This is a genomic window from Nitrosomonas sp. Nm166 (assembly GCF_900112825.1).
In the GTDB taxonomy this organism is placed as follows: domain Bacteria; phylum Pseudomonadota; class Gammaproteobacteria; order Burkholderiales; family Nitrosomonadaceae; genus Nitrosomonas.
On the sequence record NZ_FONE01000004.1, the window covers coordinates 105,973 to 120,981 of the forward strand.

Genomic DNA, 15,009 nt, shown 5'->3' on the forward strand with positions numbered 1-15,009 from the left:
AACCAAGTTAATTTATTCCATAAAGAGAGAGCTTAATGAGCTTTCATTGCTGATACGGAGCATGGTTTCCGCCAGCAGACTAGCAATGCTTAGCTGGCAAATGCGATCACATGCCATCGCATCCTCACGCAGGGGTATCGTATCGGTGACTACCAGCTTATCCAGATCGGAGTTCTGAATACGTTCCACTGCATTACCCGATAATACAGCGTGCGTAGAATAAGCCAAGACCGATTTTGCTCCTTGCTGCTTTAATGCTTTTGCTGCTTCACACAAGGTGTTGGCCGTATCCACCATGTCATCAATAATAACGCACGTGCGATCCTTAACTTCACCAATGATATTCATGACCTTTGCTTCGTTGGGTTTCGGGCGTCGCTTATCAATAATTGCCAGATCACATTCTAGGCGCTTAGCCATATGTCTGGCGCGCACCACTCCGCCAACATCAGGTGATACGACAACCAGATTCTGGTAATTATTCTTCCACACATCCCCCAGTAAGATGGGCATACCATAAATATTATCGACCGGTATGTCAAAAAATCCCTGAATCTGATCCGAATGCAAATCCATGGTCAGCAATCGATCAATGCCGACAGTCGTTAGCATATTAGCCACTACTTTGGCTGTGATCGGCACACGAGCTGAACGCGGTCTTCTGTCCTGACGTGCATATCCAAAATAGGGGATCGCAGCAGTGATTCGGCCAGCCGATGCGCGTTTCAGCGCATCAACCATGACCAATATCTCCATCAGACTGTCGTTGGTAGGAGCGCAAGTGGACTGCAGGACAAAAACATCCTTTCCCCGCACATTCTCAAGGATTTCCACCATGATTTCACCGTCGCTGAAGCGACCCACATTAGCGCGCCCCAGATGGATATTCAGATGCTTCACCGCATCCTGGGCCAATTTGGGATTGGCAGTACCGGTAAAAACCATCAAACTGTCATAAGACATGTTATTTTTTAGATTCATACACAGACTGGCTGTATAACTGAAAACTGGCTGGGGAGGTAGGGATCGAACCTACGAATGCCGGAATCAAAATCCGGTGCCTTACCACTTGGCGACTCCCCAAAATTTACTCTACTGATTTATATATGGGATGATAATCAAGTCCTTTTGCTACAAAGCCTCTCATATCATCAGGAATTTGTTTAAAAGCGTTCTGAGCTGCCCATTCTGTTGTAAATTCAGCAAACACACAAGCACCCGAACCACTCATTCTTGTTATTGTAGTATTTTCTAATCGCTTTAGCCACTCCAAACATTTTGCTACTTCAGGGTGTGTTCGACAAACGACCACTTCCAGATCATTATGTCCTTGCCAGACAGAAAAGGGCGGTATTTTGATCGGTAATGTATTGCGTGTCAATTCCTTACTCGCAAAAATTTCTGCAGTTGATACCTGTATTGATGGTATAAGAACTAAATACCAAGCCGGCGGCAGCTCTATAGCTGCCAATTTCTCACCAATTCCTTGCGCAAATGCATTCTGTCCGAAAATAAATACGGGAACATCTGCACCGAGTTGCAGCCCTAATTCAAGCAACTGATCTTTGCTTAAATTTAATTTCCACAGATGATTAAGTGCCAGCAATGTCGTTGCTGCATCAGAACTGCCACCACCTAAACCTCCACCCATCGGAATCCGTTTTTGCAGGAAAATATCGACACCTTGCCCAGTATCGGTTTTTTGCTTGAGCAGCTTGGCGGCGCGAGTACATAAATCGATATCTTCTGGCACACCGGCAATAGGGTTATGCAGTTTGATAGTATCATCTGCACGCAGCTTGAAACTCAATTGATCAGAAAAATCTATAAAACGAAACACTGTTTGTAATAAATGATAACCATCCTGTCTGCGGCCGACGACATGTAAAAAAAGATTCAGCTTGGCAGGGGCTGGAAATGTAAGCATGGATAACTATGAATTAAATGGTTATGTTTAGAAGGAAATCATTTATTCGGCCTTCCAATCATCCACTACTAGCCTGATTTTCAAATTCTCATAGATGAGATTCAATACTCGGGGAAGAGGAGGTTGATTTAACTGTGCAGGCGCGTAACTACTATAATGAATTTTCCAACCATCCTGTCGGATTGCTATAACCTGATCTTTGTTGTTTATGTCCTTTTCGGCTGCGGTAGCAGGGGAATGTGTGCCCTGTATCCAATACTGCAAACCATTGAGCGGTAGACGCCACCCCAAGACTTCTTCTGTCAAGCTTTCTGCATCATTGGCATAAAAAGCTTCGAGTTTTGATGTGATCAAACGCACGCCATCCTGATTTTTTGAAATCTCCGCTACCGCTTGACCGAGCGGGGTAAATAACAAAATTTCATCACTGATGGCTAAATGTTGCCAGCGGAAGCTACCGGAAAAACTTTGATTCTGATCCTGAATGAATATTCGGCCGAGCAGATTGAAATCAGCCGCTGGAACAGTTTGGGCATCTGCAACAGGCTCAGTAAGAATCGTCTTAATCGTCGAATCAATCGGGGCTTGAGGAGTCAATGTGGCACAACCGGAAACCCAGGCAAAAACGCAGACTATCAGAATTTTTCCATAGATATCCTGCTGATTAATTCTGAGCCACATCAAGAATGGTTTAAGATTTTTCAATTCGAGATTGGAATTATCTGAGATTGATGGGTAAATATAGCAGCGATTTTTAGTGGATTTGAATGGATATTTTAATTATTTAATCCTTTGCTGGAATGTTGATAATCAGGCAATACGATATTGAGCTCAAGGGTTTCCTGATTCTCATCCTGCTCAAAATTGACTGATATTGCGTCCTGATCCACATTGACGTATTTACGGACAACTTCTAAAAGCTCTTTTTGCAATTGTGGTAAATAGGAAGGCTGATTGCGATATTTGCGCTCATGCGCTACAAGAATTTGTAGCCTTTCTTTGGCAACCGATGCGGTTTTAGGTTTAGACGATCTAAAATAATCCAATAAGCTCATTTTCTTCCTCCGAAAAGCCTCCTGAGAAAGCCTTGTTTACCATCGATAAATCGATGAGGTCGTTTTTCTCCTAAATAACGCGCAACAACATCGGCATAAGCCTGGCCTGCTTCACTTTTCTCATCCAGGATGACTGGTATACCAGCGTTAGATGCGGATAAAACTGATTTTGATTCAGGAATGATACCCAATAACTCCAGGGATAAGATTTCTTGCACGTCATCCAGGCCCAGCATTTCGCCTTGCCTGACGCGGTCGGAATCATATCGCGTCAGCAATAAATATTCCTTAATGGGTTCTTCATTTCTTTCAGCACGTCGTGATTTGCTAGACAAAATACCTAACATACGATCCGAATCTCGCACTGAAGAAATTTCTGGGTTAGTAACGACAAAAGCATCATCTGCAAAATAAAGTGCCAAATTCGCCCCTTTTTCTATGCCTGCGGGCGAATCACAAACAACATAATCAAATTCCTTTGATAATTCATCTAAAACTCTGCCAACGCCTTCCTGAGTCAATGCATCCTTATCACGCGTTTGAGAAGCGGGCAGAATGTACAGCAAATGGCAATTTTTATCACGAATGAGGGCTTGATTGAGACTGGCTTCACCATTGATCACATTGATAAAATCGTATACAACCCGGCGCTCGCAACCTAGAATCAAATCCAGATTGCGTAAACCCACGTCAAAATCAATAACAGCCGTTTTATGACCTGCTTTTGCTAATCCCATGGCAATTGCTGCGCTTGTTGTTGTTTTACCAACACCACCTTTGCCTGATGTCACGACGATAATTCTTGCCAATTGAGCCTCCTTTGCTATATTTGGTCTTAAGCAATTTCTTTAATGATCAAAGCATGATTCTGCAAATATATCTGCACGGGATTTTTATAGGTTTGCTTGGTTAGATCCTCACTGGTTTTATAATCCCCTGCGATAGAAATAAGCTCGGCCTGCAAATCAAAACAAAATATCCTGGCAGCCGTATTGCCATGCACACCTGCTAAGGCGCGCCCTCTCAAGGTATTATAGACATGTATATTGCCTTCAGCCATTATTTCGGCACCTGCGCTGACCTGAGATAGAATGATCAAATCACCTGATGCATAAATACGCTGTCCTGATCGAACCGGCTGGGTAATCAATGTAGTCGCTGCTGAATCCGTTGGCGGAGCAGCTACAGGATCTGCCGATTGGGTAACTGGGATCTCGGGCTGCGAGGAAAGTTGCGAAGTAATTTCCTGTTTTGGTGTGTCGCCTATAATGATGGAATTGCCCTGCTCGCGTACTGTGTCTATCGGAATTGATAATGCGCGTGCTTGCCTATTTTGTTGTTCATTACCCCCACGCAGACCGACCGGAAAAAAACCTATTCTGCGTAGCATCTGGATGATCTGAACAACATCCAGATCTTGATTCTGCTTGTTCAATTCACGCAAATCAATAACCAAAGGAGAGTCTTTAAAGAACTCTGGTGCCAAGCTTATTTTCTCTTGTAATGCTTCTTCAATGGCGACAATATCATGTTTGAAAAGAACCAAAATAGGTGCAAAAAAAGTACCGCTTTTAAATTCAAGTACTGATGAAGTATTAAGCATTTTTGAGGATTTCTATCTACGGGAGGAGTAATATGACAATTTTATTTCAATTGTACTGCCAACTCATCATTGATTGCATTGAATCTGTAGCGTCATGGACTATCTTGCCGAGTCAAGTCTTAAAAATCCAAAAGAAATAAAATTAATCCATTACTTTCTTTTTCATAAAACGCTGCAGGGTTTCAAGCAATACTTCATTGTCAGGATCTTTTTCCAAGGCAAAACGCCAGATATTTTTAGCATCTTCCTTAGCCCCTTGCATCCAAAGAACTTCTCCTAAATGCGCTGCAATTTCTGGATCAGGGCGGGCTGCAAAAGCCAGATTCAAGTAATTTAATCCTTCTACAAAGTTGCCCATCCGATAATATACCCAACCAAGACTATCCATAATATAGGGATCTTCGGGAGAAAGTTCGACTGCTCTGCGAATTAATTTCAAAGCCTCCGGCAATTGAGCGCCACGCTCAGCAAGACTATAACCCAGCGCATTATAAGCATGCGCGCTGTCAGGTTTGAGTTGAATTAATTTGCGCAGATCCTGTTCAAGAATATTAAACTTGCCCAGCTTGTCGGCGGCCAAAGCACGATCATAAAGCAACTCGGGATAATCAGGCAGTTTCTTTAAACCAGCATTCAATAAATCGAATACTTCTTGATAGGCTTTGGATCTTCGCAAAATTTGCGCTTCGGCCAATATTAAATGGGCTGCTTGCTGGTCGTTGGCTGCCGGAAGTTTCTGCAAGTGTTCGCGCGCTTCTTTCAAATAGCCTTTGGATGCTAGTAAATCTGCATAGCGTATTTGTGCAGGCAGATAACGAGGTCCGCTTTTTACCATTTGATAGGATTCCATCGCCATATCAGGGCGCTTGGTTTCTTCATAGATCTGAGCCAGATGAAAATGGACAGCATTCAGATCCTTATACCCCAGGCTAAGCGCTTTTTTGAAAGTCGTCTCCGTAATATCGAAATCTCCCATTTCTGTAGCTAGCAATCCGATCGCCAGCATGATCTCAGGGTCTTCAGGATTCTTATCTAATAACAGTTGCAACTGCTCACGGGCTAAATCGATCTCGTTGTCGTTAATTAATACCCGGCTATAGGCAATCCTCACTTCATTGGCGGCAGGATATTTTTTGAGATAATTGCGATAGAATTCGCTCGCGCCCGTATTAGAAATACGCTGTAATATTCTGCCATTATAAATGGCAGCAATTTCCCAATCAGGCCGTAAAGCAAGTGCCCGCTGCATTTCCTCCAGTGCAAGTTGATGTTGATTAGCAAACCATGCCGCTTGGGAAATTGCAAAATGTATTTCTGGTAAATTTTTATAAGGCTGAGACAGCTGTTGTATTAACTGTAATGTCGCTGCTCTATCGGGGTTACGCGACAATAGTTGGTTGAGTTGCATAAATGCATGGCCAACGCCTTCTTTTTCTGAAGCCAGTAATTTTTCTAAATGAGGTCGCGCTGTATCTAATTTGCCCAGATTGACTAATAGCGCTGCGATAGTTTGACGGGCATCGACTGAATCAGGATCAAGCTCAACCCACAGGGCAGTAGCCTGTTCTGCAGCCAATGGGTTGCCTGTGTGCAAGGCAATTTCACTGGCGCGTTTGGCGATTCGAGGATCGCGCGTAGTCTTGGCCAGCTTGAGATAACGGTTGAGCGCAATGTCCAGATTGCCTCGCTGCAAGGCAGTTTCGCCCACTAAAAAATCAAATAAAATAGGCGCAGTCAGTTCCTGCTTGGGCAAATTGGCTTGGCTGACTTCTTCTTGCTCAATGGATTCTCCTGTTTCTTCTATTCCCTCTTTAGCGGGAATCTGCGCGCAGGCAGTAAGTCCAGACAGCAATAACACGCATAGAATTTTAAATTTCATGAAAAATCCGGTTGTTTTTTTCCAATATCGAAGAAAGATATAACGATTGCACAATGCTAAAACGATGAGTTAAATAACCTCATATTATTCTTTACCTAAGAGAGATCTTTCTATTCATCGGTAAATTCTTACCACAATAATGAGCATATTCTACTTTTATACCGACAATAAAGTGAATAAATAATTATTTAGGTATTTGATTTTCAGTGCTTGGTATTCATTACCATAAAAAAGCAAGATCAAAATTGTGTCAGAGATATCACTGATTAATTTATGATAGGCAAATGCTGAGAACAGCATTAAATCATGAAAGTTCATATAACCTTATAATGTACGCCATTAACGCGTGAGCTGATAACTTCGCATTTTTTTATCGAATAATCTTATCGAATGGCTACGCTTCAATCTTCGCTTGCTTGATGAATCTTTATAGTATCAAATTAGTTATTGTTTTTTTGCTGGGGTTGCTAACAGTACTTGGTTTTGCGCCATTTTATTGGTTTCCGGTACCTGTTATTACACTAGCAGTATTGCTGGGATTTTGCTACAAAAGCCAAACCCCTCTGCAAGCGGCAGTGTTTGGATTTGGTTTTGGCATGGGATTGTTTTGCGCGGGAGTGACCTGGATTTATGTCAGCCTGCACGATTTTGGTGCCATGCCCATGCCCATCGCGGTCATTGCGCTGATCATCTTATGTGCTTATTTGTCCCTATTTCCGGCATTCAGTATCTGGATATTAGCTAAGCTCCGCCTCGCTTCTCCCTTGCTCTGGGCATCAGTAGCTGCTGCATTATGGATGTTATTTGAATGGTTGCGCGGCAGTTTGTTTACTGGATTTCCATGGTTGGCAATGGGTTACTCACAGGCACCCTTCAGCCCATTGGTGGGCTTTGCGCCCATCCTGGGCGCTTATGGTATTTCACTGATTGTGGTATTTAGCGCTGCCCTGCTTTTTCTGTGGTTTGAAAAAGGCAGGAAATGGAATTATGGATTGCTATTGGCTTTGATCTGGTTTAGCGGTTTTTATTTGCTAACGATTGAATGGGTTAAACCACAGGGAGAGCCAGTAACGGTTAGTTTATTGCAAGGCAATATTGCTCAGGACATGAAATGGCGTGAAGATCATATCGAAAATACCATGGAAATTTACGCCAAACTCATCCTGGAAAGTGACAGCCGTCTGATTGTAACACCGGAAATTTCCATTCCGCTGTTTAGTGATGTCGTGCCACGTACTTATTTGTCTTATTTGGCCGCGCATGCCAAAAGCAACAATGGGGATGTATTAATCGGCCTGGCTGAGCGCACAACTAATGACAATAATGAATATTACAACACCATGTTTAGTTTAGGTATATCTCCAGAACAAAGCTATCGCAAACACCATTTGGTTCCTTTTGGTGAATTCATTCCCTTAAAACCCATTTTCGGCTGGGTAATTCATGTGCTGCAGATTCCACTCTCCGATTTTTCACGCGGTGGCCTGGATCAGCAACCGATGGATTTGGCAGGACAGCGTGTAGCGATTAATATCTGCTACGAAGACGTGTTTGGCGAAGAGATCATCAATCAATTGCCACAGGCAACGATGCTAGTCAATGTCAGCAATGATGCCTGGTTTGGACGTTCCATCGGACCGCAGCAACATTTGCAGATTTCGCAAATGCGCGCACTGGAAACCGGCCGTTATATGCTGCGCGCCACCAACACCGGTGTAACAGCGATCATTAACGAGCGCGGTAAGGTATTGCAAACCATAGAAATTTTCACCACTGCGGCACTGCATGGATTGGCGCAAGGCTTCAGTGGTGCCACACCTTATGTGCGCAGCGGAAATTATCCGGTTCTCGGACTTGCCGGATTAATATTGTGCATGGGGTTGATATCTGCCTTTCGCGCTGCAAGGAAAACCCTGTAAAATTCGTTTTTTATTTTGGGCTGTCCCGATTCTTCATGTCAACACATACATTTCAGGAAATTATTCTTGCCCTGCAACATTATTGGGATAAGCAAGGTTGTGCAATTCTGCAGCCCTATGATATGGAAGTCGGCGCGGGAACAAGTCATACCGCCACTTTCCTGCGGGCCTTAGGCCCGGAACCGTGGAAAGCGGCGTATGTACAACCGGCACGCCGGCCAAAAGACGGACGTTATGGGGATAACCCCAATCGCCTGCAACATTATTATCAGTTTCAGGTAGTGCTCAAGCCGGCGCCAAAAAACATTCTGGATCTGTATTTCGATTCGTTGCGCGAATTGGGATTTGATTTGGCGCAGAATGACGTGCGTCTGGTTGAAGATGATTGGGAAAATCCAACCCTGGGTGCCTGGGGTTTAGGTTGGGAAGCCTGGCTCAACGGCATGGAGGTCACACAGTTTACCTATTTCCAGCAGGTCGGCGGCATTGACTGCAGGCCTGTGACTGGTGAAATCACGTATGGACTAGAACGCTTGGCGATGTATCTGCAGAGCGTGGAAAGCGTGTTTGATCTGGTGTGGACCAAGGGGTTGACTTATCACGACGTATATCATCAAAACGAAGTGGAGCAATCGATTTATAACTTTGAGCAGAGTGATACTGAATTTTTATTTGAGCTATTCAACAAGCACGAGGCACAAGCCAAGGATTTAATCAAGAAGCAACTGGCGCTGCCTGCCTACGAGCAGGTGCTGAAAGCAGCGCATACGTTCAATCTGCTCGATGCGCGCGGCGCTATCTCAGTTACGGAACGCGCCGCCTACATCGGGCGCATCCGCAATCTGTCACGGCAGGTTGCCAAGGCGTATTACGTCAGCCGCGAAAGCCTACATCCATCTTTTCCCATGGCACCCCGCGAATGGGTTGCGCAGCTACCTCACTCAGCAGAATCCGCATGACATCGAGAAATTTACTGGTTGAATTATTGGTGGAGGAATTACCACCCAAGTCACTGAAGCAGCTCGGCAACAGCTTTGCGGAATTGCTCGCTGCCGGCCTGAAAGTGCAAGGGCTTGTGACAGAAGAAACGCATGTTACACCCTATGCCTCACCCCGGCGATTGGCAGTCCATATGACGCATGTGGCTGCACAGGCAGCCGATCAAGCGGTCGCACAAAAATTGATGCCAGTGGCTGTCGGTTTGGATACTCAGGGTCAGGCGACGCCGCCTTTACTAAAAAAACTGGAAAGCCTGGGCGCAGATGCATCCGTGGTGCCGCAGCTTAAGCGCGTGATGGAAGATAAAACAGAAACGTTATTTCTGGACAGGACGGTCAAAGGAGCGCTATTGACCGATGGCTTACAGAAAGCTTTGCAGGAGGCGATTCACCAGTTACCGATTCCCAAGGTGATGACATACCAGTTAGCTGATGGCTGGCAAAGTGTTAATTTTGTTCGCCCCGCGCATGCGCTGGTCGCGCTGCATGGTGCAGAAATTGTTCCCGTCAATATTTTGGGCTTGCAAGCCGGGCGTGAAACGCAGGGTCACCGTTTCGAAGCAAAAATCAATCCCATCGTGTTGCACAATGCGGACAGTTACGTGCAACAACTGGCAACTGAAGGCGCTGTGATTGCCAGCTTTTCCGAGCGCCGCGCGGAAATCGTGCGCCAGCTTACCGCTGCAGCCGTACAGGAAAATCTCGTCGCCATTGACGATGACGCGCTATTGGACGAGGTAACCGCACTGGTCGAACATCCCAACGTTCTGGTAGGCAAATTTGCCCCGGAGTTTCTGCAAGTGCCGCAGGAATGCCTGATTCTGACCATGAAGGCGAATCAGAAATACTTCCCGCTGCTGGATGTGCACGAAAAACTGGCCAACAAATTTCTGCTGGTTTCCAACATCCGACCAACCGATCCTGCTCAGGTGATTGCCGGGAATGAACGCGTGGTACGTTCGCGCCTGGCTGATGCCAAGTTTTTCTTTGATCAGGATCGCAAAAAAACGCTGGCATCGCGTGTGCCGGAATTGAATAAGGTGATTTATCACAATAAACTGGGCACGCAGGGCTTACGCATGCACTTTGTCCGTGCGATTGCACGTATGATCGGACAGCAATTGGGGGACAATGTACTGGCTGACCAGGCTTATGAAGCCGCTACACTGGCAAAAGCCGACTTGCTCACCGATATGGTAGGTGAATTCCCGGAACTGCAAGGCATCATGGGACGTTATTATGCACAATATGAAGGATTAGATGACGATATCGCGTTTGCCATTGAAGATCATTATAAGCCGCGCTTTGCTGGTGATGAATTGCCGCGCAATCCGGTTGGCATTTGCGTAGCGCTGGCGGATAAGCTAGAAACATTGGTGGATATGTTTGGCATTGGAGAAATTCCAACTGGCGATAAGGACCCGTTTGCGTTACGCCGCCATGCCTTGGGTGTGATTCGCATCTTGATTGAAAAAAGCTTGCCACTTGAGTTGGATGCTTTGATTGGCGAGGTTGCTGACGTGATTGATAATCAAGATATTAAAAATCAATGGGCAGATGATTGGGTTGATAACAGAAGAAAGTCTGGAGAAAAAACAGAATTCGTAGATGCTGCTCATCGGCGCATTCCAAAAGAATCACGTGAACAATTGCTGACGTTTATTTATGAACGACTCGCCGGCAGCCTGCGCGAACAAAGTTACACCGCGCATGAAGTCGATGCCGTGCTCAGTTTGAATCCACAAAATCTAAGCGATATCCCCAAACGACTCGCCGCCGTGCGCGCTTTTTCAGCCCTGCCCGAAGCAGCTAGCCTGGCGGCTGCCAACAAGCGGGTAGGCAATATTCTTAAAAAAACGGAAGACAGCATCAACACGGAAGTAAATACTGGTTTGCTTCAAGAATCTGCTGAGCAGGCGCTGTATCAGGCATTGACAGATCTGTCGTCTAAAACCAACGAAGCTTTTAGCGCCGGGAATTACACGACTTCCTTACAGATGTTGGCCGCATTAAAGTCACCGGTTGATATTTTTTTTGATCACGTGATGGTAAACGTTGAAGATGACTCATTGCGAAATAACCGGCTTGCCCTGCTGGCACAGCTGCATAAACTCATGAACCAAGTAGCGGATCTTTCAAAACTGGCAGCGTGATATGAAACTGATCATCCTCGACCAAGCAGGTGTTATTAATCAGAGCAGTGATACATTCATCAAAACACCGGACGAATGGATACCCATTCCAGGCAGCCTGGAAGCGATTGCCCGCTTGACGCACGCCGGCTATCGGGTAGTGATTGCCACCAATCAATCCGGTATCGGGCGCGGGTTACTCGACATGGCCACTTACAATGCCATTAATGACAAAATGTATAAAGTGATCAATCACATTGGAGGGCGCATTGATGCCATATTTTTCTGTCCACATACCAATGCGGATAAATGTTCCTGCCGAAAACCGGCAACTGGCATGTTTGATGAAATCATACAGCGATATGGTGTGAATTTAAAAAATGTTCCGGCTATCGGTGATTCGCTAAAGGACTTGCAAGCCGCGGCCGCAGTCGGTGCAACACCGATTTTGGTCTTGACCGGTAAAGGACAGACTACCCGTGCTCAAGAAGAAATTCCTCCCGATACGCAGATTTTCGAAAATCTGGCAACGGCGGTTGATGCTTTGGTTGGGCAGGCATGATATCGGCAGTTTTACGTTCAGCGCTGTATATGTTGCTGCAACTCATTATTACCCCTCCCTATGCATTGATCACGCTGGCCTGCTTTCCATTATCGCCGCATAACCGTTATCGCGTCACTTCCAGTTGGACATTTATCATGCTGTTTCTGCTGCGTAATTTGTGCGGCATTCGCTATCGAATCTTAGGCGCAGAAAATATCCCCAACACGCCGAGTATTGTGCTCTCCAAGCATCAGTCGGCATGGGAAACGTTGGCTTTTCAACAAATTTTTCCGCCCCAGGTATGGGTGCTGAAAAAGGAATTACTACTTATCCCATTTTTTGGCTGGGGATTAGCGATGACCAGCCCAATCGCTATCGACAGAAAATCAGGCAAAAAAGCGCTGGAACAAATTGTTGAGCAAGGCAAGGAGCGGTTAAAGCAGGGTTTCTGGATCGTTATATTTCCTGAAGGCACGCGTATTCCACCCGGAAAAAGGGGCAAATACCGCATCGGCGGCGCATGGCTGGCGACCCATACGAATGTGCCGGTGGTGCCGGTCGCCCATAATGCGGGTGAGTTTTGGGGGAGAAACTCTTTCATCAAAATGCCTGGCACGATCACAGTCAGTATCGGAAAACCCATCGACCCTACCGGAATGGAAGCGGGTGAATTAAACGAGAAAGTGGAAACCTGGATTGAGAATGAAATGCTACGTATCAGTCAAGGTCAGCAAAAAATGCAACGATGCTCACACAAACTATCTTAAACGGCCGGGAAATCACTTATACCTTAAAACGGTCTAAACGCAAATACATCGGTTTAAAAATTGACCGCCATGGTCTGAGTATCTGCGCGCCATTGCAAGCTCCCCTTTCCAGGGTCGAAACCGTTTTGCAGGAAAAAGCAAACTGGATCACGGAAAAGCTTGAGCATTGGGAGAACAAAAAAAGTCTTGCCCCGACATGGGCGCATGATGCAGCTTATCCATTGCTGGGCGAACCTTGGCGCATCGCGCTGAAACCTTCGGGTGAAATACAAATGATGCAGCAATTCTCTGATGAAATGCCGGATCCTACGTTTGCGGAACAGCTCCTGACGCAACTCAATCCCCACCAGATCGAAAAATTTGTGATGGCCTGGTATGACCAGCGAGCGATCAATTGCTACAAGGAACGCATCGCCGTGTATGCGCAAAAATTAAATCTGTGTCCACCCCCATTTCGTCTGTCGCGCGCAAAAAACCGCTGGGGGAGCTGCAGTGCACGCGGAATGATTTATTTAAACTGGTGCTTGATCCAGCTGCCGCTGCACCTGATCGATTACGTTGTTGCCCACGAGTTGTCACATCTGATTGAAATGAATCACTCGGCGGCATTTTGGAGGGTAGTGGAGAGCGTTTATCCCGACTACCGGCCGGCACGCAGGGCACTTAGGGAATATGGTTAGTGATAATTCCACGGAACTCAAGGGCCTACGAAACTGGCGCTTTTTTCATTGCATTCGTTGACATCGCGTTGTAAACCCCGCGGATCAATGTCATGAACCCGAGGCTGCCTGAATTGCTAAGGAAACGCTGATTAATTGACTGCACGGGCGAATCGCTTCGTTGCGCAGTACTCGCTTCCTCGTCTATCTGATTGATATGTCTCGGTTGCTGCGTTCCGTGCGCCTCGCGCTTCATCCCGTTCGCCGAATTAATCAGCGTTTCCCTAACTCTGCACTGGAGAAATTGAAATGCGTTTCTTGCCATGAGGGACGATTTGTCAATCTGGCGTTAGAACGCGACTGTCCATGTTTCTGAAAGCGCTTCTGCTTGTTTTAACACCAGATCTACCGCTCCCTCCATCTTATCCGGCGGATATTTATAGCGGCGCAACAGGATACGCACCATATTCCTTAATTTTGCGCGCACGCTGTCGCGGACTTTCCAATCAACTGTGGTGCTGGCGCGCAGTTTTTCGACCAGTTCATGTGCGATTTTCTTCAGAGTATCATCGCCCAGCTCGCGCACGGCGCTTTCGTTATTGGCCAGCGCATCATAAAACGCCAATTCATCTTCATTCAACCCCAGATCTTCATGGCGCTTCATCGACTCCTGGAACTCCTTGGCCATTTGAATGAGTTCTTCAACGACCTGAGCGGTTTCAATAGCACGGTTGTTGTACTTGCGCAAGGTTTCCAGCAGGCGATCGCCGTATTTCTTCTCCTGCACCACATTGTTGCGGGTTTTGGCTTTGATTGCATCGCGCAGAAGTTTTTCCAGCAACTCCACCGCGAGGTTTCTGGCGGGCATATGGCGAATGTCCTCAAGGAATTCATCGCTGAGCAAGCCGATATTGGGTTTATTCAGGCCGGCTAGCGCGAATATATCCGCCACACCTTCCGCAATAACCGCATTGTCGAGGATTTGCTTGAGCGAAGAGCTTCTATCTTCTGCTGTGCGTTTTTTATCCACTGTGGTGTATTTGGTAATCACCGCCTTGATGGCGGAAAAGAAAGCGATTTCCTTCTTGTATTCGTGCGCCTCATCCAATGTCCCGCACAGCGCGAAGGCTTTGGTAATGGCGAGCACGGCATCGAGGAATTCTTTCTTGCGCGCTTTGCGATTACTGAAACCATCCAGATTCAGGATGTGATTAGCGGCAGGCACCAGCAACTGATGCGCTTGGGTTTCATATGCGCTGTAATCGAACCCGGCAAACATCCCGCGCACGATGCCGATCTTCTCCAGCAACACCGCAAAGGCTTCCTGGGCGAGATTGGCCGGGTTACCGCGGCCTTTGGATTCGGTATAGGTCTTCAGCGCGCGCTTCAGTTCATTAACAATACCGATGTAATTCCAATTACAGATAGAAACAGTAATAATATAAGCCTTTACCTTTGGTAGAGGTCATCATGGCACGGAAGGCAAGTGGAACGGAGCAACTTGAGGTAGCGATGGAACGGTTAAA

Annotated in this window: 15 protein-coding genes and 1 tRNA gene; 6 read left to right on the forward strand and 10 right to left on the reverse strand. The window is 46.2% G+C overall.

Features of this window, described 5'->3' with window-relative positions; genetic code table 11:
* Positions 1 to 12: 12 nt before the first annotated feature.
* From BM021_RS02280 to BM021_RS02315, 8 genes are all read right to left on the reverse strand, one after another.
* Positions 13 to 963 (reverse strand): ribose-phosphate pyrophosphokinase, encoded by a 951-nt coding sequence (locus BM021_RS02280; RefSeq protein ID WP_090718377.1) that lies wholly within the window; start codon positions 961 to 963, stop codon positions 13 to 15.
* A 45-nt stretch (positions 964 to 1,008) separates the two neighbouring features.
* Positions 1,009 to 1,083: transfer RNA gene (locus tag BM021_RS02285), tRNA-Gln, on the reverse strand.
* A 4-nt stretch (positions 1,084 to 1,087) separates the two neighbouring features.
* A complete protein-coding gene (ispE, locus tag BM021_RS02290; RefSeq protein WP_090718380.1) occupies positions 1,088 to 1,927 on the reverse strand; it encodes a 4-(cytidine 5'-diphospho)-2-C-methyl-D-erythritol kinase in 840 nt (279 codons plus the stop codon).
* Positions 1,928 to 1,969: 42 nt separating this feature from the next.
* A complete protein-coding gene (lolB, locus tag BM021_RS02295) occupies positions 1,970 to 2,608 on the reverse strand; it encodes a lipoprotein insertase outer membrane protein LolB (protein WP_090718382.1) in 639 nt (212 codons plus the stop codon).
* A gap of 95 nt (positions 2,609 to 2,703) precedes the next feature.
* Positions 2,704 to 2,982 (reverse strand): cell division topological specificity factor MinE, encoded by a 279-nt coding sequence (minE, locus tag BM021_RS02300; RefSeq protein ID WP_090718385.1) that lies wholly within the window; start codon positions 2,980 to 2,982, stop codon positions 2,704 to 2,706.
* The gene (gene minD, locus BM021_RS02305) at positions 2,979 to 3,791 is read right to left on the reverse strand and encodes a septum site-determining protein MinD (RefSeq protein ID WP_090718388.1); all 813 of its coding nucleotides are present in this window, start codon (positions 3,789 to 3,791) and stop codon (positions 2,979 to 2,981) included. Before minD ends, minE begins: the two co-directional genes overlap by 4 nt.
* Positions 3,792 to 3,817: 26 nt before the next feature.
* Entirely contained in the window at positions 3,818 to 4,585 is a 768-nt protein-coding gene (gene minC, locus BM021_RS02310; protein WP_090718391.1) for a septum site-determining protein MinC, read from the reverse strand.
* 142 nt (positions 4,586 to 4,727) lie between these two features.
* The gene (locus tag BM021_RS02315; protein WP_090718393.1) at positions 4,728 to 6,464 is read right to left on the reverse strand and encodes a tetratricopeptide repeat protein; all 1,737 of its coding nucleotides are present in this window, start codon (positions 6,462 to 6,464) and stop codon (positions 4,728 to 4,730) included.
* A gap of 419 nt (positions 6,465 to 6,883) precedes the next feature.
* Between BM021_RS02315 and lnt the strand changes: the two genes are divergently transcribed.
* The 6 genes from lnt to BM021_RS02345 are packed head-to-tail and all read left to right on the forward strand — an operon-like array spanning position 6,884 to position 13,504.
* Positions 6,884 to 8,383: an apolipoprotein N-acyltransferase gene (gene lnt, locus BM021_RS02320; RefSeq protein WP_090718396.1), complete on the forward strand. Its 1,500-nt coding sequence runs from the start codon at positions 6,884 to 6,886 to the stop codon at positions 8,381 to 8,383.
* A gap of 35 nt (positions 8,384 to 8,418) precedes the next feature.
* On the forward strand, positions 8,419 to 9,342 hold the full coding sequence (gene glyQ, locus BM021_RS02325; protein ID WP_090718398.1) for a glycine--tRNA ligase subunit alpha: 924 nt from the start codon (positions 8,419 to 8,421) through the stop codon (positions 9,340 to 9,342).
* Entirely contained in the window at positions 9,339 to 11,534 is a 2,196-nt protein-coding gene (glyS, locus tag BM021_RS02330; RefSeq protein ID WP_090718401.1) for a glycine--tRNA ligase subunit beta, read from the forward strand. Before glyQ ends, glyS begins: the two co-directional genes overlap by 4 nt.
* Before the next feature lies 1 nt (position 11,535).
* The gene (gene gmhB, locus BM021_RS02335; protein ID WP_090718404.1) at positions 11,536 to 12,075 is read left to right on the forward strand and encodes a D-glycero-beta-D-manno-heptose 1,7-bisphosphate 7-phosphatase; all 540 of its coding nucleotides are present in this window, start codon (positions 11,536 to 11,538) and stop codon (positions 12,073 to 12,075) included.
* A complete protein-coding gene (locus tag BM021_RS02340; protein WP_090718406.1) occupies positions 12,072 to 12,824 on the forward strand; it encodes a lysophospholipid acyltransferase family protein in 753 nt (250 codons plus the stop codon). The genes gmhB and BM021_RS02340 overlap by 4 nt, the downstream gene beginning before the upstream one ends.
* The gene (locus BM021_RS02345) at positions 12,803 to 13,504 is read left to right on the forward strand and encodes a M48 family metallopeptidase (RefSeq protein WP_090718409.1); all 702 of its coding nucleotides are present in this window, start codon (positions 12,803 to 12,805) and stop codon (positions 13,502 to 13,504) included. Before BM021_RS02340 ends, BM021_RS02345 begins: the two co-directional genes overlap by 22 nt.
* A gap of 25 nt (positions 13,505 to 13,529) precedes the next feature.
* Here the strand turns inward: BM021_RS02345 and BM021_RS15395 are convergent, their stop codons facing one another.
* Positions 13,530 to 13,739: a hypothetical protein gene (locus BM021_RS15395; RefSeq protein WP_090718411.1), complete on the reverse strand. Its 210-nt coding sequence runs from the start codon at positions 13,737 to 13,739 to the stop codon at positions 13,530 to 13,532.
* 93 nt (positions 13,740 to 13,832) lie between these two features.
* Positions 13,833 to 14,924, reverse strand: a complete 1,092-nt coding sequence (locus BM021_RS02355; protein WP_090718415.1) for a DUF3387 domain-containing protein — start codon at positions 14,922 to 14,924, stop codon at positions 13,833 to 13,835.
* Positions 14,925 to 15,009 lie beyond the last annotated feature (85 nt).